Annotated in this window: 23 protein-coding genes and 1 pseudogene; 4 read left to right on the plus strand and 20 right to left on the minus strand. The window is 70.5% G+C overall.

The features are described from left to right. Nucleotides 1–144: 144 nt before the first annotated feature. From ABZ565_RS32870 to ABZ565_RS32905, 8 genes are all read right to left on the minus strand, one after another. Complete coding sequence (locus tag ABZ565_RS32870; RefSeq protein WP_361035193.1) at nt 145–342, minus strand: hypothetical protein; 198 nt, start codon at nt 340–342, stop codon at nt 145–147. 14 nt (nt 343–356) lie between these two features. Beyond that, nucleotides 357–635 carry a hypothetical protein gene (locus ABZ565_RS32875; protein ID WP_361035196.1) on the minus strand — a complete coding sequence of 93 codons (279 nt, stop codon included), beginning with the start codon at nt 633–635 and terminating at the stop codon, nt 357–359. Between the two features lie 16 nt (nt 636–651). Then, nucleotides 652–1,608 carry a WYL domain-containing protein gene (locus tag ABZ565_RS32880; RefSeq protein ID WP_361035199.1) on the minus strand — a complete coding sequence of 319 codons (957 nt, stop codon included), beginning with the start codon at nt 1,606–1,608 and terminating at the stop codon, nt 652–654. A 14-nt stretch (nt 1,609–1,622) separates the two neighbouring features. Continuing rightward, nucleotides 1,623–2,576, minus strand: coding sequence for a WYL domain-containing protein (locus ABZ565_RS32885; RefSeq protein ID WP_361035202.1), 954 nt, complete (start codon nt 2,574–2,576; stop codon nt 1,623–1,625). A 114-nt stretch (nt 2,577–2,690) separates the two neighbouring features. Then, a complete protein-coding gene (locus tag ABZ565_RS32890) occupies nt 2,691–3,065 on the minus strand; it encodes an FKBP-type peptidyl-prolyl cis-trans isomerase (RefSeq protein ID WP_361035205.1) in 375 nt (124 codons plus the stop codon). A 43-nt stretch (nt 3,066–3,108) separates the two neighbouring features. Further along, the gene (locus tag ABZ565_RS32895) at nt 3,109–4,068 is read right to left on the minus strand and encodes an FKBP-type peptidyl-prolyl cis-trans isomerase (RefSeq protein ID WP_361035208.1); all 960 of its coding nucleotides are present in this window, start codon (nt 4,066–4,068) and stop codon (nt 3,109–3,111) included. A gap of 143 nt (nt 4,069–4,211) precedes the next feature. Further along, on the minus strand, nt 4,212–5,573 hold the full coding sequence (pafA, locus tag ABZ565_RS32900; protein ID WP_361035211.1) for a Pup--protein ligase: 1,362 nt from the start codon (nt 5,571–5,573) through the stop codon (nt 4,212–4,214). A gap of 9 nt (nt 5,574–5,582) precedes the next feature. Next, the gene (locus tag ABZ565_RS32905) at nt 5,583–6,842 is read right to left on the minus strand and encodes an MFS transporter (protein WP_361035214.1); all 1,260 of its coding nucleotides are present in this window, start codon (nt 6,840–6,842) and stop codon (nt 5,583–5,585) included. A gap of 131 nt (nt 6,843–6,973) precedes the next feature. Here ABZ565_RS32905 and ABZ565_RS32910 point away from each other — a divergent pair, with 131 nt between their 5' ends. Continuing rightward, nucleotides 6,974–8,011 (plus strand): LacI family DNA-binding transcriptional regulator, encoded by a 1,038-nt coding sequence (locus ABZ565_RS32910; RefSeq protein WP_361035217.1) that lies wholly within the window; start codon nt 6,974–6,976, stop codon nt 8,009–8,011. A gap of 52 nt (nt 8,012–8,063) precedes the next feature. Here the strand turns inward: ABZ565_RS32910 and prcA are convergent, their stop codons facing one another. The 6 genes and pseudogenes from prcA to arc all read right to left on the minus strand — a co-directional run bounded on the left by prcA (nt 8,064) and on the right by arc (nt 13,873). Then, nucleotides 8,064–8,891, minus strand: coding sequence for a proteasome subunit alpha (gene prcA / locus ABZ565_RS32915; RefSeq protein ID WP_361035220.1), 828 nt, complete (start codon nt 8,889–8,891; stop codon nt 8,064–8,066). A 62-nt stretch (nt 8,892–8,953) separates the two neighbouring features. Further along, nucleotides 8,954–9,802, minus strand: a complete 849-nt coding sequence (gene prcB / locus ABZ565_RS32920) for a proteasome subunit beta (RefSeq protein ID WP_361035223.1) — start codon at nt 9,800–9,802, stop codon at nt 8,954–8,956. Beyond that, nucleotides 9,754–9,895 (minus strand): annotated as a pseudogene (locus tag ABZ565_RS32925) (endonuclease domain-containing protein); the annotation flags it as partial. The gene prcB and the pseudogene ABZ565_RS32925, both read right to left, overlap by 49 nt. A 109-nt stretch (nt 9,896–10,004) precedes the next feature. Further along, nucleotides 10,005–10,223 carry a ubiquitin-like protein Pup gene (locus tag ABZ565_RS32930; protein ID WP_018103742.1) on the minus strand — a complete coding sequence of 73 codons (219 nt, stop codon included), beginning with the start codon at nt 10,221–10,223 and terminating at the stop codon, nt 10,005–10,007. A 130-nt stretch (nt 10,224–10,353) separates the two neighbouring features. Continuing rightward, nucleotides 10,354–11,865, minus strand: a complete 1,512-nt coding sequence (dop, locus tag ABZ565_RS32935) for a depupylase/deamidase Dop (protein ID WP_361035226.1) — start codon at nt 11,863–11,865, stop codon at nt 10,354–10,356. Nucleotides 11,866–12,106: 241 nt separating this feature from the next. Further along, the gene (arc, locus tag ABZ565_RS32940) at nt 12,107–13,873 is read right to left on the minus strand and encodes a proteasome ATPase (RefSeq protein WP_073967936.1); all 1,767 of its coding nucleotides are present in this window, start codon (nt 13,871–13,873) and stop codon (nt 12,107–12,109) included. 242 nt (nt 13,874–14,115) lie between these two features. Here arc and ABZ565_RS32945 point away from each other — a divergent pair, with 242 nt between their 5' ends. Next, the gene (locus tag ABZ565_RS32945) at nt 14,116–14,436 is read left to right on the plus strand and encodes a ferredoxin (protein WP_361035229.1); all 321 of its coding nucleotides are present in this window, start codon (nt 14,116–14,118) and stop codon (nt 14,434–14,436) included. Nucleotides 14,437–14,472: 36 nt separating this feature from the next. Here the strand turns inward: ABZ565_RS32945 and ABZ565_RS32950 are convergent, their stop codons facing one another. The 3 genes from ABZ565_RS32950 to ABZ565_RS32960 form a co-directional block, all read right to left on the minus strand. After that, a complete protein-coding gene (locus ABZ565_RS32950; protein ID WP_361035232.1) occupies nt 14,473–15,063 on the minus strand; it encodes a hypothetical protein in 591 nt (196 codons plus the stop codon). 198 nt (nt 15,064–15,261) lie between these two features. After that, nucleotides 15,262–16,167, minus strand: coding sequence for a tRNA (adenine-N1)-methyltransferase (locus ABZ565_RS32955; RefSeq protein WP_361035235.1), 906 nt, complete (start codon nt 16,165–16,167; stop codon nt 15,262–15,264). A 72-nt stretch (nt 16,168–16,239) separates the two neighbouring features. Then, nucleotides 16,240–17,484, minus strand: coding sequence for a site-2 protease family protein (locus ABZ565_RS32960; protein WP_361035238.1), 1,245 nt, complete (start codon nt 17,482–17,484; stop codon nt 16,240–16,242). Between the two features lie 183 nt (nt 17,485–17,667). Between ABZ565_RS32960 and ABZ565_RS32965 the strand changes: the two genes are divergently transcribed. Then, complete coding sequence (locus ABZ565_RS32965; RefSeq protein ID WP_361035258.1) at nt 17,668–18,513, plus strand: PD-(D/E)XK nuclease family protein; 846 nt, start codon at nt 17,668–17,670, stop codon at nt 18,511–18,513. 9 nt (nt 18,514–18,522) lie between these two features. Next, nucleotides 18,523–19,194 carry a response regulator transcription factor gene (locus ABZ565_RS32970; RefSeq protein ID WP_018103734.1) on the plus strand — a complete coding sequence of 224 codons (672 nt, stop codon included), beginning with the start codon at nt 18,523–18,525 and terminating at the stop codon, nt 19,192–19,194. A 20-nt stretch (nt 19,195–19,214) separates the two neighbouring features. On the opposite strand, the gene ABZ565_RS32975 is transcribed toward ABZ565_RS32970, so the two are convergent. From ABZ565_RS32975 to ABZ565_RS32985, 3 genes are all read right to left on the minus strand, one after another. Further along, entirely contained in the window at nt 19,215–20,819 is a 1,605-nt protein-coding gene (locus ABZ565_RS32975) for an ABC transporter substrate-binding protein (protein ID WP_361035243.1), read from the minus strand. Between the two features lie 155 nt (nt 20,820–20,974). After that, nucleotides 20,975–21,667: an HAD family phosphatase gene (locus ABZ565_RS32980; protein ID WP_361035246.1), complete on the minus strand. Its 693-nt coding sequence runs from the start codon at nt 21,665–21,667 to the stop codon at nt 20,975–20,977. 119 nt (nt 21,668–21,786) lie between these two features. Continuing rightward, on the minus strand, nt 21,787–23,394 hold a 1,608-nt coding region (locus ABZ565_RS32985; RefSeq protein ID WP_361035249.1), incomplete at its 5' end, for a vitamin B12 dependent-methionine synthase activation domain-containing protein.

The following is a 23,394-nucleotide window of genomic DNA, read 5'->3' on the forward strand; positions in this document are numbered from 1 at the left end:
CGGCAGCGATCGTAACCCGCGGGAGTAAACGCGAGGCAATGCCCGTGCATACTTTCGATAGCGGCCCGCACCTCCCTGCCTGGGCCGTCTTTCAGCAGCGTACCTCCCGGGCCCTTGAAACAGGAGGCCGCGTCTACGGGGCCTCTAGGGCAGGGTCTTCCCCGTGGTGGCGAGCCGTTCGGCGGCGCGCTCCAGGTCGCCGGCGGCGCGGTTGATGCGCTCCGTGGTGCGGGTCACCTGGTGGCCGAGGCGCTGGGCCTCGATGAACACCCTGATGGCCAGCACGCCGAGCACGGCGATCCCGAGGAATCCCAGGGCGATGGCGAGCATGGGCCAGAACATGCGCGAGAAGCCTTTCAGGAGCCGGTGTGCAGGCGCAGCGTCCGTACGCCGCCGTCGGTGAGGAGCTCCACTATCCGCTCCCCCGCCGGTTTGCGGACGCACGCGGCGCAGTCGGGGCAGGTGAAGGAGTAGAACGTGGTGCGGCTGGTCGCGCCGATCACCAGCCGGAATTCCGCCGCCGCCAGCTCGGACCGCGCGCGGCAGTCGGGGCAGGCGGCCTTGAAGCGCGCCGACTCCGGCACCGCCACGGTGGATACGGCGGCGCGGCCCGGCAGCGCGGACAGGTGGCCCATGTCTCCAGCCGTCCCTTCAGGCCGTGCCGTCGTACGCGGCGAGCGCCGCCCGCGCCGCACTCCGCGCGCTCTCGGCCAGCTCCGGGGGCGAGACGATGCGCCCCTCCCGGCCGAGCCGCAGCGCGAGCCGGCGCAGCGAGGCCGGGTCCGGGGTGCGCAGGGTGATCCGCAGACCGCCGTCGGGCCGTTCCTCCGCCCGGTCGTGCGGGTAGTACTCGGCGACCCAGCGCCCGCCCGGGCCGACCTCGATCACGACTTCCGGGTCCTCGGCGGCCGGCTGGACCAGCCCCTCGGACAGGTCCCGCAGCTCCAGCTCGGGCGGGGCGGCGGGCTCGTCGAGCAGCCGGATCTCGGCGACCCGGTCGAGGCGGAAGGTACGCCGGTCCTCGGAGGAGCGGCACCACGCCTCCATATAGGTGTGCCCGACGGCGAAGAGCCGGATCGGGTCCACCTCGCGCTCGGTGAGTTCGTCGCGGGCGGGCGAGTAGTAGCGCAGCCACAGCCGGCGCCGCTCCGAGATCGCCCGGTCCACCTCGGCGAAGACGCCGCCCTCGGACTCGAAGGTGACCGAGAGCCGGGAGCTGGCGGCGCCCACCTCTCCGGCGGCGGTTTCCAGCTTGGCGGTGGCCCGCAGCAGCGCCTGCCGGTCGCTCTCGCGCAGCCCGGGCAGGGTCGCCACGGCGCGGGCGGCGACCAGCAGGGCCGTCGCCTCGTCGGCGGCGAGCCGCAGCGGTTCGGCGACGTCGTCCGCGTTGTGCCACCAGATGCGGTCGCCGTCGGTGTCGATGTCGAGCAGGTCGCCGCCCCGGAAGCTGGTCCCGCACATGGGCAGCACGTCGAGGTCGGAGATCAGCTCGTCCTCGGTGATCCCGAAGGCCCGGGCGACGTCCTGGACGTGGGCGCCGGGGCGCTCACGGAGGTACGTCACCAGGGAGAGCATCCGGCGCGTCTGGTCGATGGCGTTCGTGGCCATGGAATACGGTCCCCTCAGTCCTTGGCCACGGCGCGCAGCCGGTCCACCACGTCGGCCCGCAGGTCCTCGGGTCCGGTGACGACGACGTCGGGCCCGAACTCCACGAGCCAGGCGTCCAGGCCGTGTCCGTACGGGATCTCCAACTCGTCCCACCCGTTCCCGAGTTCCCGGACCGATAGGGCGCGGGCGCGCAGCGGGTAGCCGGAGTCGGTACGGAGCCTGATCAGGGCGGTCCGGGTGGCCGTCTCGCCGGCCCAGCTCTCCACGGTCTCGCGGACGGTGACCACATCGGGCACCTCGGCGGTGAAGGCGCCGGCCCGGGAGCGCACCTTGCCGGTGATCCGGGAGAGCCGGAAGACGCGCTCGGCGCCCCGCTCACGGTCCCAGCCGGCGAGATACCAGTGGCCGCGCCAGCATTCCAGGGTCCACGGCTCGACCTGGCGCTGCTCGGGCTGGGCGGCGTTCGCCTTGCGGTAGTCGAAGGTCACCGGGCGGCGGTCGCGGCAGGCCAGCATGAGGGGTTCGAACGCGGCCTCGTGGACGGGGATGCGGGGTTCGAGGGCGCTGTGCACCTCGTAGGTGTCCTCGGTCTCGGGCATCCCGGCCGCCCGGAGCTTCTGCAGGGCCCCGCTGGCCGCACCGGCGAGGCGGGCCTGCTGCCAGACCTTGGCGGCCAGGCCGAGCGCGGCTGCCTCCTCGGCGTCCAGCGTGATGGGCGGCAGCCGGTTGCTGTCGCGGCGGGCGAGATAGCCGGTGTCGCCGTCCAGGTTCTCCACGGTCTCGATGACCAGGCCGAGCTCGCGCAGGTCGTCCTTGTCGCGCTCGAACATCCGGTTGAAGGCGTCGTCGGAAGCCGCTTCGAGGTACGCCTCGATGGAGCCGCGCAGCTCGCGCTTGCTGAGCGGGCGCCGGGTCCCCAGCAGACACAGCGCCAGGTTCATCAGCCGCTCGGCCTTGGCAATCGCCATCGACGCCCTTTCCCTTGTGCTCTACGACGCTCGACCGTACCGCCCCGGGGTGTCCGGACAAAAGCGAGGGCCCGCACCTCGCGGTGCGGGCCCTCGCTTCTACGGCGCTCGGGATCAGACGGCGACCAGGTCGCAGACGAAGATCAGCGTCTCGCCCGGGGCGATCCGGCCGCCGCCGGCGCCGCGGTCGCCGTAGGCGAGGTGCGCGGGGATGGTCAGCTGTCGACGGCCGCCGACCTTCATGCCCTGCACGCCCTGGTCCCAGCCCTTGATGACCTGGCCGGCACCGAGCTGGAACTGCAGCGGGGTGCCGCGGTTCCAGGAGGCGTCGAACTCCTCGCCGGTGGAGAAGGCGACCCCGACGTAGTGGACGGAGACGGTCTGGCCGGCCTTGGCCTCGGCGCCTTCACCCTCCCAGATGTCCTTGATCTGCAGGTCGGCCGGCGGCTCGCCGCCCGGGAAGTCGATCTCGGGCTTCTCGATGCTCACTGACTTGCTCCTCTTACTGATGAACTGGGCAACCGGGACAGTCTTACATCTTCGCCAGGATGTCCACGGCGAAGACCAGCGTGGAGTTGGCGGGGACGCCCGACTGCTCCTTGTCACCGAGGCCCTGGTCCGGCGGCACGACCAGCAGCACCCGGCTGCCGATCTTCTTGCCGACCAGACCGTCCTTCAGCCCCTTGAGGGTGACCTGCGCCAGGGGGAAGGTCTGCGTCTTGCCCGTGGTGTACGTGTTGTCGAACTCCTTGCCGTCCTTCCAGAGCTTGGCCACGTAGTTCACGACGACCGAGTCGGTCTCCTTGACCACGTCGCCCTTGGACTCCAGCACGTAGTCGGAGACCAGCTTCTTCGGCGGGGCCACCTTGCTGGGGATGGTCAGGCTGGGCGCCTTGCCGTCGGTGTTGGTGCCCACCTTCGGCAGGTCGGTGTTGTCCTGGGCGACGGCGGTGCCCTTGGCCGAGGCCGGGATCTGCTTCGCCTTCAGGACGTCCACGACGAAGACCAGGGTGGCGTTCGGCTTGATGTCGCCCTGGCCCTGGGCCCCGTAACCGAGTTCCGGCGGGATGACGAGCTGGACCCTGCTGCCGACCTTCTGGCCGACCAGACCCTTCTCCCAGCCCTGGATGACCATGCCCGCGCCGAGCGTCAGGTCGAACGGCTGTTTGCGGTCGAAGCTGTTGTCGAACGGCTTGGTGGAGTCGTACGCCTGGCCGAGGTAGTTGACCTGGGTCACGTCGCCGTTCTTCAGCTTCGCGCCGTCGCCCTCGCTGATGACCTTGGTCTTCAGCTCCTTCGGCGGCGTACCCGTGCCCTTGGCCAGGGTGGGCTTCTCGCCGAACTTCGCGCCCGCGGTGATGGCGGGGAAACCGCCCTTGGAGGGGGCGGACGCGGAGGCGGAAGCGGAGTCGGAGCCCTTGTCGTCGCTGCCGCAGGCCGCTGACGACAACAGCAGCAGGGGGACGACGAGAAGGCCGGCAAGTCGGCGCACTGGTTCCTCAGATCTCAGACGGCATTTGTGGGGGACACGCCCCAGGGGGTTCCGGGACCCCGCCACTCTAGGCCGTACGAAGGGCCCCGTACGAGGAACGTACGGGGCCCGAGTCGCACCGGGTGCCGGGCGTATCCTGCGCCTCACATACCCGCGATCAGCTTCTCCACCCGGTCGTCCACCGACCGGAACGGGTCCTTGCACAGCACCGTGCGCTGCGCCTGGTCGTTGAGCTTGAGGTGGACCCAGTCGACGGTGAAGTCCCGCCGCTGCTCCTGGGCCCGCCGGATGAAGTCCCCGCGCAGCCGCGCCCTGGTCGTCTGCGGGGGAACCGACTTGCCCTCGAAGATCTTCAGGTCGTTGCAGATACGGGCGGCCTGCCCCTTGCGCTCCAGCAGGTAGTACAGCCCCCGCCGGCGGTGGATGTCGTGGTAGGCGAGGTCTATCTGCGCGACCCGCGGGTTCGACATGGTCATGTTGTGCTTGGCCCGGTACCGCTCGATGAGCTTGTACTTCATGACCCAGTCGATCTCGGTGCCGATCCGGTCGAGGTCCTCGGCCTCGATCGCGTCGAGCGTGCGGCCCCACAGTTCGAGGACGCGCTCGACGTTGCCCGTGCGGATGCCGCGGCGGTCCACGAAGTCCACGGCCTTCTCGTAGTACTCGCGCTGCACCTCTATGGCCGACGCCTCCCGGCCACTGGCGAGGCGGACCTTGCGCTGCCCGGTGGTGTCGTGGCTGACCTCGCGGATCGCCCGGATCGGGTTCTCCAGGGTCAGGTCGCGCATCACCGTGCCCGCCTCGATCATGCGGAGCACCAGGTCGGTCGCGCCGACCTTGAGCAGCATGGTCGTCTCGGACATGTTGGAGTCGCCGACGATGACGTGGAGGCGGCGGTAGCGCTCCGCGTCCGCGTGCGGTTCGTCGCGGGTGTTGATGATCGGGCGGGAGCGCGTCGTCGCGGAGCTGACGCCCTCCCAGATGTGCTCGGCACGCTGGCTGACGCAGTAGACCGCGCCCCGTGGGGTCTGGAGCACCTTGCCGGCGCCGCAGATCAGCTGCCTGGTGACGAGGAAGGGAATGAGGATGTCCGCGAGGCGGGAGAATTCCCCGTGCCGGGCCACGAGGTAGTTCTCATGGCAGCCGTAGGAGTTTCCCGCCGAGTCGGTGTTGTTCTTGAAGAGATAGACGTCGCCGGCGATTCCCTCCTCGTGCAGGCGGCGTTCGGCGTCGACGAGCAGGCCCTCGAGAATGCGCTCGCCGGACTTGTCGTGGGTGACCAGCTCGGTCAGGTTGTCGCATTCGGGGGTTGCATATTCCGGATGCGATCCCACGTCGAGGTAGAGGCGGGCGCCGTTCCGCAGAAAGACATTGCTGCTGCGGCCCCATGACACAACACGGCGGAAGAGGTAGCGCGCCACTTCATCAGGAGACAGTCGGCGCTGTCCCCTGAACGTGCACGTGACGCCGTACTCGTTCTCCAGCCCGAAAATGCGGCGGTCCATGACTGAACATTACGCCTGATGGCCCGAGCTGAAACCGGGTTCGACGGCACCGTTTCGATCATTTTCGGATCCTCGCACCGCGACGGCGGTACGGGCGGGAGCCGCCAGGACCCTTCCGGTGGCCAGGAGAACGAGCAGCGCCGCCACTCCACCGGCCCCCGCGACCGCGAAGCTCCACGCCGTCCCGCCCAGTTCGACGGCCGGACCGGCCACCGCGGTCCCCACGGCCGCGCCCACCCCGAAGGTCGTCACGAGCCACGAGAACGCCTCCGTCACCGTCCCGCGCGGGGCATGCCGGTCGACCACGATGAACGAGCACGCGATGGCCGGCGCGAGGAACACCCCGGAGACGGCCGCCAGCACGGTCATCGCGACCGGGCCGGGCGTCAGCACCAGTGGCAGATAGCCCACCGCGAGCAGACCCACGATCACCCGCAGCCGCCGCTCCGGCGCCCCCGCCCACTGCCGCGCCCCGTACACCGCGCCGCCGATCAGCGCGCCGAGGCCGAGCGCGGCCATCAGCCAGCCGTACACCGACTCCCGGCCTTGGTCGTCGGCGTACGCCATCGCGGCCACGGTGATCGAGCCCAGCGCCAGGCCCACGAAGAAGAACGACCCGAGCAGCGCCAGCAGCCCGGGCGAGCGCAGCGCGCCCAGCCAGTGCGCCTCGCGCGGGGCGGAGCGCCAGGCCCGCGAGGGCTCGGAGAGCACGACGGACAGCGCGCCGAGCACGCCGATCACGTTGATGACCAGGAGCGCCGTGGCGGGCGACCAGAGGGCGACCAGAAGCGTCACGAGCAGCGGGCCCGCGGTGAACATGATTTCCTGCGCGACGGCGTCCATGGCATAGGCCCGGTGCACGCGTTCCTCACCGCCCAGCACGCTCGGCCACAGCGCCCGCAGGCCGCCCTCCAGCGGGGGCGTGAAGAGACCGGCCACGGCCACCGCCCCGTAGGCGAGCGGCAGCGAGCCGGTCCCCGCCGCGGCGAGGAGGACCATGCCGAGCGCGGAGACGACGGCGGCGGGCAGCTGGACGCGCGGCTGCCCGTACAGGTCGACCGCCCGGCCGAGCAGCGGCTGCCCGACCGCGGTGGCCAGCCCGTACACCGCCGCGAGCGCGCCCGCGATGCTGTAGCTGCCGCCCCCGGCCCGGACGAACAGCACGATCGCGATGCTCGCCGTGCCGTTCGGCAGCCGGCCCACCAGGGTGCCCGTCAGCAGCCTGGCGGCGTGCCGCGCCCGGAGGATGTCCAGATATCCCGCGGCCATGTCCCGCCCCTCTCCCTCGGATGCCTGTGCGGGCCTGCGAGGTTTTACGTATAACTTCCGGGTTCATACGTACCATGACCCCGTCCCCAGGTCCACCTCACGGGCCTGAACCGAACGGCCCGGAGGCCCGCGTGACCAGCCCCGCACCACCCGGCCCGCCCCGGCCCACCAGCCGTGACGTGGCCCGGGCCGCCGGCGTCTCCCAGGCCACGGTCTCGCTGGTGCTCGGCGGGAAATGGCGGGGCCGGGTCTCCGAGTCCACCGCGGGGCGGGTCCGCGACGCCGCCCGCGGCCTGGGCTACCGGCCCAACCTCGCCGCCCGCAATCTGCGCCTCGGCCGCACCCGGACGGCCCTCCTGGTCGTCCCGGCCCTCACCAACGAGTTCTTCGCCCGGGTGTACACCGGGGCCGCCGCGGTCGCCGCCGAGCACGGCTTCGGGGTCGTCCTCTACCCCTCCCCCGACGGCACCGGCCCGGCCCGCGACCCGTTCCCGTCGGCCCGGGCCGCGCTGGACGGGGTCATCGCCTCGTCCATGGCCGCCGACGCGCTCGACGCCCTGCACGGCGCGGACGTCCCCCTCGTGATGCTGGACAGCGATCCCTCGGCGCCCGGGCCCGCCGCCCGGGTCAACCTCGACATCGCGGACGGGATGCGCCAGGTGGCCCGCCATCTGCTGGCCCTCGGCCACCGGCGCTTCCTGCACCTCGCCTCGGCCGTCGACACCTGGACCTTCGCCTGCCGCGCGGACGCCCTGTACGAGGAGGTGCGCCGGACCCCCGGCGCCGAGGTCCGCACGGTGACCGCGGCGCTGGACGTACGGGCGGGGCGGGAAGCGGCGGAACACGCGCTCGGGCTGTCCGGACCCCGGCCCACCGCGATCGTCTGCGACGACGACATCCTGGCGGCGGGCGCGTGCAAGGCGGCCCGCCGGTTCGGGCTGCGGGTGCCCGACGACGTCTCGGTCACCGGCTTCGACGACCTGGCCCTGGCCACCGCGGTGGAGCCGGAGCTGACCACGGTCCGGCTGCCCGCGGTGCAGGTCGGCGAGCGCGGTATGGCCGCCCTGCTGGCGGTTCTGGACGGTCGGGCCGCCGAGCCGGGCAGCCTGCCGGTGCGGCTGGTCGTCCGGGGCTCGACGGCGCCGGTGGCGGGCAGCACGGGCGCATGACGGAGCCCCGGTCCGCCTGCGGGCGGGCCGGGGCTCGGCGGGTCGGGAGCCGCTACTCCACGTCGCCGCCGGAATCCGTCGTGTCGGTCGTGCCCTTCGGGTCCGCGGCGGCCGTCGGGCTGTCCGTGGACTCGCCGTCCTCCGCGTCGGACGGGGCGTCGGTCGGCGTCGACGCGGCGGCCTCCGCTTCGAGGAGCCGGGCCAGCTGCCGGCCGACGATCCGCTTGAACTTGCGCTGCTGCGGCCGCGTGCGGTCCAGCACCGCGACCTCCAGCCGGTCGGCGGGGATCTCCCGCTCGTTGCCGTTGGCCTCGCGGGACAGTGCCTGCACCGCCAGCTTCAGCGCCTCGGCGAGCGACATCCCGTCGCGGTGGCGCTGGTCGAGGAAGGTGCTGATCTGCTCCGCGTTGCCGCCGACCGCGACCGAGCCGTGCTCGTCCACGATCGAGCCGTCGTGCGGCAGCCGGTAGATCTGGTCGCCCTCGGGCTCGGCGCCCACCTCGGCGACCACGAGCTCCACCTCGTACGGCTTCTCGGCCGCGCTGGAGAAAATGGTGCCGAGTGTCTGCGCGTAGACGTTCGCCAGTCCACGGGCCGTCACATCGTCACGGTCATAGGTGTACCCGCGCAGATCCGCGTAGCGGACTCCGCCGATGCGGAGGTTCTCGTACTCGTTGTACTTGCCGGCGGCGGCGAAACCGATCCGGTCGTAGATCTCGCTGAACTTGTGCAGCGCACGGGACGGGTTCTCGCCGACGAACACAATTCCGTCGGCGTACTGCAGCACAACCAGGCTGCGACCGCGGGCGATGCCCTTCCGGGCGTATTCCGCCCGGTCGGCCATGGCCTGCTGAGGTGAGACATAGAACGGCGTCGACACCGGCTATCCGTCCCTTTCTGTCAGTGGCGGGAGCATCGAAGAAGCTGGATACGGACGCGTGCTCAGAGCAGCGCGGCGCGGGGGCCGTCGGGCTGTTCCAGACGGCGTTCCAGAATCGAGCGGGCGATCTCGGAGGATTCCGCGTCGGTCAGCTTCCGGAAGCCCTCGTCCGTGATGACGGTGACGATCGGATAGATACGGCGGCCCACGTCCGGGCCGCCCGTCGCCGAGTCGTCGTCCGCCGCGTCGTACAGCGCCTGCACGACCAGCGTCAGCGTCTCCTCCTCCGTCAGGTCCTCGCGGTAGAGCTTCTTCATCGAGCCCCGGGCGAAGATCGAGCCGGAACCGGTGGACGCGTAGCCGACGTGCTCCTCGGAACGCCCGCCGGTGACGTCGTAGCTGAAGATGCGTCCGCGCTCGCGGTCGATGTCGTAACCGGCGAAGAGCGGGACGACGGCGAGGCCCTGCATGGCCATCGCCAGGTTGCTCCGGATCATCGTGGAGAGCCGGTTGGCCTTGCCCTCCAGGGAGAGCTGGGCGCCCTCCACCTTCTCGAAGTGCTCCAGCTCCAGCTGGAAGAGCTTGACCATCTCCACGGCGAGACCCGCCGTACCGGCGATGCCCACCGCCGAGTACTCGTCGGCCGGGAAGACCTTCTCGATGTCGCGCTGCGCGATCATGTTGCCCATGGTCGCCCGCCGGTCACCGGCCAGGACGACACCGCCGGGGAACGCCGCGGCCACGATCGTCGTGCCGTGCGGCGCCTCGATGGCGCCCTTCATGGGCGGCATCTGCCGGTTGCCCGGCAGCATCCCGGGTGCCTGGTCGGACAGGAAGTCCATGAAGGAGGACGATCCCGGCGTCAGGAAGGCAGCTGGTAGACGCCCGGTGCTACGAGTGTTGGCTTCCACGCGTTTCCCTCCAGGTATGCGACGGCCCTGCGCCGAATTGCAGTTGAAGCACGTTACGCCCCGGACCCTACCCGCCCGGTGACGGTGATCCACATCGAAGACGTGGACAATCGGACCGGTGGTGAGGTCCGTGCCCGCGGTGTGCGGCACGGGCGGACCGCCCGTGCCGCACAGCCGCCGCCGGCCTCCGGCGCGGAGCCGGTTACTCGCCGCCCTTTTGCACGAATGACCGCACGAAATCCTCCGCGTTGGACTCGAGTACATCGTCGATCTCGTCGAGGACGTCGTCCACGTCGTCGCTCAGCTTCTCCTGGCGTTCCTTGAGGTCCTCGGATGCCTGCGCGTCCTGTGCCTGCTCCTCGACTTCCTCCGTGGAACGCGTCGCCTTCTGCTGTCCGCCGCCGGTGTCCTTGGTCGCCATCTAGCTCACCCCGCTCGGTTCGAAGCACTTGATCAGACCCTACCCATGGGGTCCGACATTGGCCCGGTACTTGTCTCAACGTCCGGAGGTCATCGGAATGATTCCCAGCCGGGAGCCCTTTCAGGCGCTTTCAGCGGCCCGAGAGGACGTCGACCAGCTCCTGCGCCGTGCGGCAGCGGTCCAGGAGGGATTTCACGTGCTCCCGGGTGCCCCGCAGCGGCTCCATCGTGGGCACCCGCTGAAGGGAGTCCTGGCCCGGCAGGTCGAAGATGACCGAGTCCCAGGAGGCCGCGGCGACGTCGTCCGCGTACTGTTCGAGGCAGCGGCCGCGGAAGTACGCCCTGGTGTCCTCGGGCGGCGCCGTGCGGGCCCGCTCGACCTCCCGCTCGTCCAGGAGGCGTTTCATCCGGCCGCGGGCCACCAGACGGTTGTACAGCCCCTTGTCCTGCCGTACGTCCGCGTACTGGAGGTCCACCAGGTGCAGCCGGGCGGCGTCCCAGTCCAGGCCGTCTCGGCGCCGGTAACCCTCCATGAGCTGCCGCTTCGCCACCCAGTCCAGCTCACCGGCCAGGCTCATCGGGTCGTTCTCCAGCCGGTTCAGGGTGTCCTCCCACCGGCTCAGGATGTCCTTGGTCTGCTCGTCGGCGTCCGCCCCGTACCGTTCCTCGACGTATTTGCGGCCCAGCTCGAAGTACTCCATCTGGAGCTGCACAGCGGTGAGTGTCCGGCCGCTGCGCAGCGTGATCAGCTGCTGGAGGCCGGGGTCGTGGGAGACCTGGTGCAGGGTGCGCACCGGCTGGTCGACGGCCAGGTCGACGTTGATGAAGCCGTCCTCGATCATGGACAGGACGAGCGAGGTGGTGCCCAGCTTCAGGTACGTCGAGATCTCGGAGAGGTTCGCGTCGCCGATGATCACATGGAGCCGGCGGTACTTCTCGGCGTCCGAGTGCGGCTCGTCGCGGGTGTTGATGATGGGGCGCTTGAGCGTGGTCTCCAGGCCGACCTCGACCTCGAAGTAGTCGGCGCGCTGGCTGAGCTGGAAGCCGTGCTCGCCGCCGTCCTGGCCGATCCCGACCCGTCCGGCGCCGGTGACCACCTGGCGCGAGACGAAGAACGGCGTCAGGTGGCGCACGATGTCCGAGAACGGGGTCTCCCGCTTCATCAGGTAGTTCTCGTGCGTCCCGTAGGAGGCGCCCTTGTTGTCCGTGTTGTTCTTGTAGAGGTGGATCGGCTGGGCGCCCGGGAGCTGCGCCGCGCGCTCGGCCGCCTCGGCCATGATGCGCTCGCCGGCCTTGTCCCACAGGACCGCGTCCCGGGGGTTGGTGATCTCCGGGGAGCTGTACTCGGGGTGCGCGTGGTCGACGTAGAGCCGGGCTCCGTTGGTGAGGATGACATTGGCCAGGCCGATGTCCTCGTCCGTGAGCTGGCTGGAGTCGGCGGTCTCGCGGGCGAGGTCGAAGCCTCGCGCGTCCCGCAGCGGATTCTCCTCCTCGAAGTCCCAGCGGGCGCGGCGCGCCCGGTGCATCGCCGCCGCGTAGGCGTTGACGATCTGGGACGAGGTGAGCATGGCATTGGCGTTGGGGTGTCCGGGGACGGAGATCCCGTACTCCGTCTCGATGCCCATTACTCGCCGTACGGTCATGCGGCCCTCCTTGCCCGGCGGCGCTCCCTTCCGGGGGCGGCGCTCAAGTACCGCTGCTTGTTCGGTGCGTGCGCGGTCTGCCCGTCCCGCGCTGCGCGAACGGGCGGTACGCCTGAGCCTAGAACGCCCGCCTGCCGGTGGGGAGATCAATTGCGTCGTCATTGCCGCGGTGTCGCCCGCGGCCGGCCGGAAAGCAACCGGCTGCGGATGCCCGGCGGGGCATCCGCAGCCGGTACGCCTTCTACAGGTACTGACCGGTGTTGGCCACCGTGTCGATGGAGCGGCCGGTGTCCGCGCCCTGCTTCCCGGTGACGAGCGTGCGGATGAAGACGATCCGCTCGCCCTTCTTGCCGGAGATACGGGCCCAGTCGTCCGGGTTGGTGGTGTTCGGCAGGTCCTCGTTCTCCTTGAACTCGTCCACGCAGGCCTGGAGGAGATGGGAGACGCGAAGGCCCTTCTGACCGTGGTCGAGGAATGCCTTGATGGCCATCTTCTTGGCCCGGTCCACGATGTTCTGGATCATCGCGCCGGAGTTGAAGTCCTTGAAGTACAGGACTTCCTTGTCGCCGTTGGCGTACGTGACCTCGAGGAAGCGGTTCTCCTCGGACTCGGTGTACATCCGCTCGACGACCGACTGGATCATGGCGTGCGCCGCGGCTTCCTTCGAGCCGGTGTGCTCGGCCAGATCGTCCGCGTGCAGCGGCAGCGAAGGCGTGAGGTACTTCGCGAAGATGTCCTTCGCGGCCTCCGCGTCGGGACGCTCGATCTTGATCTTGACGTCGAGCCGGCCCGGGCGCAGGATCGCCGGGTCGATCATGTCCTCGCGGTTGGAGGCGCCGATGACGATGACGTTCTCCAGGCCCTCCACGCCGTCGATCTCGGCGAGCAGCTGCGGGACGATGGTGTTCTCCACGTCCGAGCTGACGCCCGATCCACGGGTGCGGAAGAGCGACTCCATCTCGTCGAAGAAGACGATGACGGGGGTGCCCTCGCTCGCCTTCTCGCGGGCACGCTGGAAGACCAGGCGGATGTGGCGCTCGGTCTCGCCGACGTACTTGTTGAGGAGCTCGGGGCCCTTGATGTTGAGGAAGTAGCTCTTGCCGGCGGGCTGTCCGGTGACTTCGGCGACCTTCTTCGCCAGGGAGTTGGCGACGGCCTTGGCGATGAGCGTCTTGCCGCAGCCGGGCGGGCCGTAGAGCAGGATGCCCTTCGGCGGGCGCAGCTCGTGCTCCTTGAAGAGGTCGGGGTGGAGATAGGGAAGCTCGACCGCGTCGCGGATCAGCTCGATCTGGTCGCCCAGGCCGCCGATCTTGTCGTAGTCGATGTCCGGCACTTCTTCGAGGACGAGTTCCTCGACCTCGCTCTTGGGCACGACTTCGTAGACGTAGCCGGACCGGGGTTCGAGCAGCAGGGCGTCGCCGGGGCGGATGGTGATGTCCAGCAGCGGCTCGGCGAGCCTCACCACCCTTTCCTCGTCGGTGTGCCCGATGACCAGGGCGCGTTCGCCGTCCTCAAGGATCTCCTTGAGGGTGACGATGTCCCCGGCACGCTCAAATTCCATGGCGTCGACCACGTTGAGCGCTTCGTTGAGCATGACCTCCTGGCCGCGCCTGAGGTCTTCGAGTTCGACGCTGGGGCTGACGTTCACCCGGAGCTTGCGGCCCCCGGTGAAGATGTCGCAGGTGCCGTCCTCGTTCGCCTGCAGGAACACCCCGAAGCCGGCCGGCGGCTGTGCGAGCCGGTCGACCTCCTCCTTGAGGGCCACGATCTGGTCGCGGGCCTCGCGGAGCGTGCTGGCGAGCCGTTCGTTCTGGGCGGACACGCCTGCGAGGTTGGTCTGCAATTCGACGATCCGCTCTTCGAGAATCCTCGTATGACGCGGAGAGTCGGCGAGCTTACGTCGCAGGACGGCGATTTCCTGCTCGAGATAGGCGACCTGGCCGGCTGGGTCGTCGGACCCCCGCCCGGGCCGGATGCCGCGGTTGATGTCGTCGTCGTGGGCTGCCACGGTCCTCACCTCCTCCAAGGGGAGCTGGACGCTTCCTGACCCTACCTGCGTGGGTGGTGATTGAAACCCCTAGATCACAAAGACTGTGAGGTGTGTCCGATCTTCACCCTTGCGCTCTCCCCCGTCCCAGGGGGATACCCACCGTTCAACATCGGAAAGCGGCCGGTTGTATCGTCGAAGCGTTCAACACCCGTCAGGGCTGGCTCTTTCCCGGTCCGGCTACGCAGGAAACGGCAGGCGACATGACCGTGCGGCAGGACGCTCCCACCGGTGGCGAGGCGCAGGACGCGCAGGACCTGGAGGTGTGGATCGACCAGGACCTGTGCACGGGGGACGGCATCTGCGTGCAGTACGCGCCCGAGGTGTTCGAGCTGGACATCGACGGTCTGGCGTACGTGAAGAGCGGGGACGACGAGCTGCTGCAGGACAAGGGCGCGACCACGCCGGTGCCGCTGCCGCTGCTCCAGGACGTCGTGGATTCGGCCAAGGAGTGTCCGGGCGACTGCATTCATGTACGTCGCGTTTCGGACAGGGTCGAGGTGTACGGCCCCGAGGCGGCCTGACCGTCCGGGGCTCCGGGCGGCGCTGCCGGGCCGGGATCAGGCGCCGGCGCCTGCGGTCCCGGCCCTGTCGCTGCTGCGCGTGAAGGCGCCGTTCTCCCACTGCCAGGTGACCTTTTCCTGCTGGTCGGGGCAGCAGGAGGGCACCGAGGACGAGGAGTAGCCGAGAAGCGTGGCGGAGATGACGCGGTCGCGGACCGTGAAGTCGCCGATGGTCAGCTGCTGGGCGGGGTCCACCAGAGTCGCGACGATCCTGGGTGCGGCCCCGCCCGCCTGTGTGAGGACGTAGACGCCGCTGGGCGGGGTGCCCGATCCGGCCGCGCAATGGACCACCGCGACGGTCTCGGGCCTGCCGTCCCCGTCGAGGTCTCCGGGGGCCTGCTTGGCGACGGTGTTGCCGACGGTGCCGCAGTCCAGGGGGAAGTCCGCCTTGGCCGGGTCGGGGGCGACGGCCGCTTCCTCGTGCTGCTGCTGGGCCGTGGTGCGGTGCCGGGTGGAGGCCGAGGCGCTGTTGTCGGGCTGGAGCAGACCGGCTGCCGCGATGACGGCGGCCATGGCCGCCGCGGTGGCGAGCCAGTGCATGGGCCTGGTGTCGGTGTGCGCGAGGTCCGGGAGCGCGGAGGTCTGCACGCGGGCTGTCTCCTGTGGTTCCTGTGGTGCGGCCGTCGGCGTCGGCGGTACGGGGGTGGCCAGCATCGTGCCACACCTCACACGGCGGTGGAACGGTGGGGTGCGCAAGGATGAGGGCGCGCGCGAAAAAGGGCGCCGCCGCCGGGTTCCCGGGTCGGTCCAGGAACCCGGCGGCGGCGCCGGTATGTTGCCGCGGGGTCAGTCGCGGGAGGGGCCGCTCCGGCCGCCCGGGCCGTCGTAGTCCTCGCCGTAGGCGCCCTTGGAGGGACGGCGGCGGCGGGCCGGGGCCTCGACGCCGTCGGCGAGCCGGCGGGCGGTGACGAGGAAGCCGGTGTGCCCGATCATGCGGTGGTCCGGGCGCACGGCCAGGCCCTCCACGTGCCAGTTGCGGATCATCGACTCCCAGGGCTGCGGCTCGGCGAAGCAGCCGATCTCACGGATGGACTCGACCGTCCGGGAGAGCTGGGTGGTGGTGGCGACGTACGCGCAGAGGATACCGCCGGGGACCAGCGCCTTGGAGACGGCGTCCAGGCACTCCCAGGGCGCCAGCATGTCCAGCACGACACGGTCCACATCGGTGTCCGTGAGGTTGTCCTGGAGGTCGCCGACCGTGAGCTGCCAGGCGGGATGCGGGCTGCCGAAGTAGCGCTCCACGTTCTGCTGGGCGATCTCGGCGAAGTCCTCGCGGCGCTCGTACGAGTGCAGCATGCCCTGTTCGCCGATGGCGCGGAGCAGGAAGGTGGAGAGCGCGCCCGAGCCGACGCCCGCTTCCACGACGCGTGCGCCGGGGAAGATGTCGCCGAAGGCGAGGATCTGGCCCGCGTCCTTCGGGTAGACCACGGCGGCGCCGCGGGGCATGGACAGGACGTAGTCGGGGAGCAGGGGGCGCAGCGCGAGGTAGGCGACGTTTCCCGTGGTACGGACCACACTGCCCTCGGGGGCACCGATCAGCTCGTCGTGCGGGAAAGAACCCTTGTGGGTGTGGAAGTTCTTTCCGGCTTCGAGCGTGAAGGTGTGGTGGCGTCCCTTGGGATCGGTGAGCTGGACCTGGTCCCCGACCTTGAAGGGCCCGCGTCGGCGGGCGGCACCGGTCGGTTCAGACATGTGACCAGCGTACCGGTGTTTCAGGGGCCGCCGACCGCCGCCGGTACGGAGGTACGGGAATGCGGGCGGGCGTCAGGCGGCGGGGCGGGCCATGGCGGCGACGAAGGCGCGCTCGACATCGGCGGTGGAGAGGACGCCGTAGATCTCGCCGGTCTCCTCCACGACGAGGTATTCGGTCGCGGGGCTGGCCTTGAGCCGGTCCAGGAGGGCTTCGCCGGCGAGTTCGGCGGGGACCCTCATGCCGTCGGTGAGGTCCTGGGCGAGGCCGCTGACGGCGACCCAGGGGCGGCGGTGCTCGGGGACGGCGACGATGGCCGTCTCCCGGACGAGGGCCTTCGGTTCGCCGGTGCCGTCCACCACGACGAGGGCGCGGGCACCGGCCTCGTTGGCCCGGCGCAGCGCCTCGGAGAGCGGGGTCGCGGCCTCGACGGGGACGGCGCGGCGGGTGAGGCTGCGGGCGCGCAGGCCGGGCAGGTGCTCGCGGAGCCGGGCCATCCGCAGGCTGTTTCCGGCGCCGGTCCAGATGATGGCGGCGAGGATCGCGGCGAGCAGGGCGTCGGTGACGGTGTCCATGCCGCTGATCTCGCCGGTGTCGTTGCCCAGGGAACCGCTGCGGGTGAGGAGGGGGAGGCCGACGAGGGTGCCGACGGCGAGGGCGCGGCCGACCCAGGCGGCGGCGACGGTGCCGCTCATCGGCTTGCCGGTGATCTTCCAGACGACGGCCCTGAGCATGCGGCCGCCGTCGAGCGGGAGTCCGGGCAGCAGGTTGAAGGCGGCGACGATGAGGTTGGAGATCATCAGCCCGCCGAGCAGGACGGCCGGGACGGTGCCGCGCTCCACGAAGCGCAGGGGTACGTAGAAGAGCCCGCCCAGGACGAGGGAGAGCAGCGGTCCGACGAAGGCGAGCACGAACTCGCGGCCGGGGGTCTCGGACTCCTTCTCGATCTCCGAGACGCCGCCGAAGAACTGGAGCTGGATACGCCGGACGGGGAGCTTGTAGCGCAGGGCGGCGACCGTGTGGGCGAGTTCGTGGACGAGGACGGAGGCGTAGAAGGCGATCGCGAAGAAGAGCGCGACGAGGTAGCGGGCGGCGCCGAGGTCGGGCAGGACCCGGTCGAGCTGGCCGCCGAAGACCCAGGTGATCAGGGCCGCCACCAGGAACCAGCTGGGGGCGACGTAGACGGGCACGCCGAAGGGGCGGCCCATGAGGATGCCGCCTCCGGGCTCGTCCCGGCGCGGGGGCGCGCCCTTGCCGGGGCCGTCACCGGGGCCCGCCGGGCCGGGCTGCGGCCGCCGGCCGTCGCCGCTCTCGTCCACGAGGTCCCTTCGGTTCGGTGCCTTTCGGCACGATGATGCAGTGTTCGAGGGTCTGTGGTCGATGGTATGCCGGTTGGTGTCAGTGGCGGGTCGTAGGGTCTTCGCATGACCTCCGTTCCGCCGCCGTCCCCGCCGAGGCCGCAGCCGCCCTCCTCGCTCTCCCCTTCGCGGGCGAGCGATTTCATGCAGTGCCCCCTGCTGTACCGCTTCCGCGTCATCGACAAGCTGCCGCAGAAGCCCAGCGAGGCTGCTACCCGGGGGACCCTGGTCCATGCGGTGCTCGAACGGCTCTTCGACAACCCGGCGGCGGAGCGCACGCCCGGCCGGGCGACGGCGCTGATCCCGGGGCAGTGGGACCGGCTGCTGGAGTCGAAGCCGGAGCTGGGGGAGCTGTTCGCGGAGGATCCGGGGGGCGAGCGGCTGGCGCGGTGGCTGGGGCAGGCCGAGCAGCTGGTGGAGCGCTGGTTCTCGCTGGAGGACCCGACGCGTCTGGAGCCGGCCGAGCGCGAGCTGTTCGTGGAGACGGAGCTGGAGTCGGGGCTGCGGCTGCGCGGGGTGATCGACCGGATCGACGTGGCGCCGACGGGCGACGTCCGGATCGTGGACTACAAGACGGGGAAGGCGCCGCGTCCCGAGTACGCGGAGGGGGCGCTGTTCCAGATGAAGTTCTACGCCCTGGTGATCTGGCGGCTGAAGGGTGTGGTGCCGCGCCGCCTCCAGCTGGTCTATCTGGGCAGCGGCGACGTGCTGACGTACGACCCGGTCGTGGCGGACCTGGAGCGGGTGGAGCGCAAGCTGCTGGCGTTGTGGGAGGCGATCTCGCTGGCGACGCGGACCGGCGAGTGGCGGCCGCGTCCGACGAAGCTGTGCGGCTGGTGCGACCACCAGGCGCTCTGTCCGGAATTCGGCGGGACTCCCCCGGTCTATCCGCTGACGGTCCGCCCGGCCGGTGCGGCGGAGGATGACCAGGGCAGAATGGAGCCGGTCCGGGCCGAGGCCGGCCGGCCTGCGGCCCTCGACGGGCATTGAGGAGATCTGGTGGCTATCCGCGTCCTTCTGGTCGACGACCAACCGCTGCTGCGCACGGGCTTCCGGATGATTCTGGAGGCCGAGGGCGATCTGGCGGTGGTGGGTGAGGCCGGTGACGGTCTCCAGGCGCTCGACCAGGTGCGCGCGCTCCAGCCCGATGTGGTGCTGATGGACATCCGGATGCCGCGGATGGACGGGGTCGAGGCGACGCGTCAGATCACCGGTCCGGGCCGGGACGGTCCGGCGAAGGTGCTGGTGCTGACGACGTTCGACCTGGACGAGTACGTGGTGGAGGCGCTGCGTGCCGGGGCGAGCGGCTTCCTGCTGAAGGACGCGCCGGCCGATGAGCTGGTGCAGGCGATCCGGGTGGTGGCGGGCGGTGAGGCGATGCTCGCCCCGAGCGTGACCCGCCGGCTGCTCGACAAGTACGCGGACCATCTGCCGTCGGGCGAGGAGCCCGTGCCGGACACGCTGCACACACTGACGGACCGCGAGGTCGAGGTGCTGAAGCTGGTGGCGCGCGGCCTGTCGAACGCGGAGATCGCCGCCGACCTGTTCGTCAGCGAGACGACGGTGAAGACCCATGTGGGCCATGTGCTGACGAAGCTGGGGCTGCGCGACCGGGTGCAGGCCGCGGTGTACGCGTACGAGAGCGGGCTGGTGCGCCCCGGCGCGCAGTGACACCGGGGCGCGGAGCAGGCTCAGTCGGTGCCCCGCCCCAGTTCCCACAGGTGGAGGTCGGCGCCCGAGTCGATCGCCCATTCGACGCCGCTCAGGTCCTCGCGGGAGACGGCGTACTGCTTGCCCTGCCAGAGCGGGAGGACGGGCACGTCCCGGGCGACGATGTCCTGGAGCCGTTCGAAGGCGGGCGCGGCGGCGCCCCGGTCGGCCTGGCGGCGGGAGTGCGCGATGAGGGTCCGGGCCTCGTCGGAGGTGTAGGGCGAGCCGAGGAAGTTGTCCGGGCCGAGGAAGGGCGCCGTGTAGTTGTCGGGGTCCGGGAAGTCGGGGAACCAGCCCATGCCGTAGGCGGCGTAGTCGCCTCGGAGTTCGGCGGGCCGGTAGCGGGTCCAGGGGGTGCCCTCGACGGTGATGTCGAAGAGTCCGGTGTCGTTGAGCTGCTTCTTCAGCGCCTGGAACTCGGTGGCGGTGTCCCGGCCGTAGTGGTCGTCGGTGTAGTGCAGGGTGAAGCGTACGGGGGTGCGGATCTTCGCCTTCTTGAGGAGGGCGGCGGCCTTGGCGGCGCTGGGTTCGCCGTAGGCGCTGTAGAACGCGTTGTCGTGGGCGGTGATCCCGCTCGGGATGAGTGAGTACAGCGGTTCGACGGTGGCGCCGTAGACCTTGCCGGCGATTTCGCCCCGGTCGACCACCTGGGCGATGGCCTGGCGGACGGCCTTGTTCCGGAGGGCGGGTTCCTCGGTGTCGAAGCCGAGGTAGCTGATGGCGAGCCCGGGCATCTCGGTGAGCCGGACGCCGCCCTCGGGCTGGTCCAGCATCCGCTGGACCCGGTCGGTCGGGACGGTGCGGGCCATCATGTCGATCTTCTCGGCGTCGAACGCCTTGCCCATGGCGGTGGCGTCGGGGAAGAGGTCGAGTTCGACGGATTCGCTCCGCACCTCATAGGTCCCCCGGTAATGGGGATTCCTGGTGAAGGCGATTTTCACAACTCTTCCGGATTTCACTTCCGGTTTCATGGTGTACGGCCCCGAGCCGTCCACCTGGAATCCGCTGCGGGCGGAATTCGCGGGGTACTGCTCGCGCGGGACGATTCCGGCGGGCGGCGTGGCCAGCTTGTACGGGAAGGTGGCGTCGGGGGTCCTGAGGTGGAAGACGACCTCGCGGGTGCCGGTGGTCTCGACGGTGTCGATGTTGTCGAGGAGGGCGGCGGGCCCGTTGGCGGAGTTGATGCGCCGCACCCGGTCGAGGGAGTACTTGACGTCGTCGGCGGTGACCGGGCTGCCGTCGGCGAAGGTGAGTCCGGCGCGCAGCCGGCAGCGGTAGCTCTCGCTCTCGTGGTCCGTGAAGCCGCAGCTCTCGGCCGCTTCGGGGACCGGCAGGCCACCGCCGCGCGGGGTGGCCATCAGGGTCTGCACGGTCTGCCGCAGGACGTTCCAGACGCCCGCCTCGTAGCCGACGGCCGGGTCGAGCGGGGCGGGGGCGTCGGCGGAGGCGGCGATCCGGTCCGTGGCGCCGACGACGATGACGCCGCTGCCGCCTCCGGTGGTGCCGACGTCCGCCATGCCGCAGCCGGCGAGTACGGGCGCCAGGAGGCCCACGACGGCCGGCAGCACCGGGGTCTTGCGTTTCATGGTGGCCGTTCTCCCTCATCCGTTCAGGGAGAAAGACATTAGCGGGCGCGCCACGGAATGCCGGAGGGGGCCGTGCGCGGAATTCTTCCGCACGGCCCCCGCGAGAGCTTTTCCTTTCATTCACAGGAATACTCTCGGTGGCCACCCCGGCGCATTCAGTTGATGAGGCTCCGGAGGAATGTGAGATTCACTTCTTCCAGCGAGGACACGATCACCCGGCCCTCGGCGGGCGCGATCGGGGAGACCGAGGGGACGGCGACCACCCGGCAGCCGGCGGCCTCGGCGGCGGCCACCCCCGTCGCGGTGTCCTCGATGACGGCGCACAGCCGGGGGTCGACGCCGAAGCCGCGCGCGGCGGTGAGATAGGGCTCGGGGTGCGGCTTGGTGCGGACGACCTCGTCGCCGGCGACGGTGAGCGCGAAGTGGTGGTGGCCCACCGAGTCCAGGACGCGGTCGATGATGCGGCGGTGCGAGGCCGAGACGAGGGCGGTCGGGATCTCGTGCCGGTGCAGTTCGGCGAGGAGGCGGGCGGCGCCGGGCATCAGCGGCACGCCGTTGCCGATGCGCTTCTCGAACCGGTCGTTGAGCAGTACGGCGGCCTCGTCGAGAGTGATGTCCGCGCCGGTCGCCTCGATGAGGTATCCGGTGCTGCGTGACATGGGCCCGCCGACGACCACGTCCCGCCATGCCTCGTCCAGCCGGTGACCGAGGCCGGCGAAGACCTCGACCTCGACGTCCCACCAGAAGCCCTCGGTGTCGACCAGGGTGCCGTCCATGTCGAGAAAGACGGCCTGGAGGGCAGCGCCCTCCGCCGTGCGGGTCAGGGACGCGGGAACCGTACTGGTCATCCGGCACACCTTCCATGAGGGACGAGAAGGCCGGCCACCCGTCCCGGAGGATGGGCGACCGGCCTGCGCTGGACCGACCAGTGTACGACGTGATCGGCTACGACGTGTCGAACGGCGTCTTACCGCGCGTTGAAGTACTTCGCCTCCGGGTGGTGGATGACGATCGCGTCGGTCGACTGCTCGGGGTGCAGCTGGAACTCCTCGGAGAGGTGGACGCCGATCCGCTCCGGCTGGAGCAGGTCCGCGATCTTGGCGCGGTCCTCCAGGTCGGGGCAGGCGCCGTAGCCCAGCGAGAAGCGCGCGCCCCGGTACTTCAGGGCGAACATGTCCTCGACGTCCGCCGGGTCCTCCCCCGCGAAGCCGAGCTCCGAGCGGACCCGGGCGTGCCAGTACTCGGCCAGGGCCTCGGCGAGCTGGACGGAGAGGCCGTGCAGCTCCAGGTAGTCGCGGTAGGCGTTGGCCTCGAAGAGCTTGGCGGTCTCGGCGCCGATCCTGGAACCGACGGTGACGACCTGGAGGCCGATGACGTCCGTCTCGCCGGACTCCTCGGGGCGGAAGAAGTCCGCCAGGCAGAGGCGGCGGCCGCGGCGCTGGCGCGGGAAGGTGAAGCGGGTGCGCTCGGAGCCGTCCTCGTGGAGCAGGATCAGGTCGTCGCCCTTGGAGACGCAGGGGTAGTAGCCGTAGACGACGGCCGCTTCGAGCAGGTTGTCCGTCTGGAGCCGGTCGAGGAGGCCGCGCAGCCGCGGGCGCCCCTCGCTCTCGGCGAGCTGCTCGTACGTGGGTCCGTCGCCGGCCCTGGCCTGCTTGAGGCCCCACTGACCCTTGAACAGGGCGCCCTCGTCCAGCCAGGAGGCGTACTCCTTGAGCTGGATGCCCTTGACGACCCGGCTCCCCCAGAACGGCGGGGTGGGGACCGGGTTGGTGACGGAGACGTCGGAGCGGACGCCCTCCTCCGGCTCGTTCACCTCCAGGACGGCGGTGTCCCGCTTGGGAACGCGGCGCTGCTTCAGCTCGGGGAGGGTGGCGCCGGGAACGCCGCGCTTGACGGCGATGAGCGCGTCCATCAGGCGCAGGCCCTCGAAGGCGTCGCGCGCGTAGCGCACCTCGCCCTCGTAGATCTCGTGCAGGTCCTGCTCGACGTAGGCGCGGGTCAGGGCGGCGCCGCCGAGGATGACCGGGTAGTCGGCGGCCAGCTTGCGCTGGTTCAGCTCCTCCAGGTTCTCCTTCATGATCACCGTGGACTTCACCAGGAGGCCGGACATCCCGATGACGTCGGCCTTGTGCTCCTCGGCGGCCTCCAGGATCGCGGAGACGGGCTGCTTGATGCCGATGTTGACGACGTTGAACCCGTTGTTGGAGAGGATGATGTCGACCAGGTTCTTGCCGATGTCGTGGACGTCGCCGCGGACGGTCGCCAGCACGATGGTGCCCTTGCCCTCGGCGTCGGACTTCTCCATGTGCGGTTCGAGGTAGGCGACCGCGCTCTTCATGACCTCGGCGGACTGGAGGACGAACGGCAGCTGCATCTGCCCGGAGCCGAAGAGTTCGCCGACGACCTTCATGCCCTCCAGGAGGGTGTTGTTGACGATGTCGAGCGCCGGCGTGTCCTTCAGCGCCTCGGCGAGGTCGTCCTCCAGGCCGTTCTTCTCGCCGTCGATGATGCGGCGCTTGAGGCGCTCGTCCAGCGGCAGCGCGGCCAGTTCCTCGGCCTTGCCCTCCTTGAGGGA

Source organism: Streptomyces sp. NPDC016469, assembly GCF_040632905.1.
Lineage (GTDB): Bacteria > Actinomycetota > Actinomycetes > Streptomycetales > Streptomycetaceae > Streptomyces.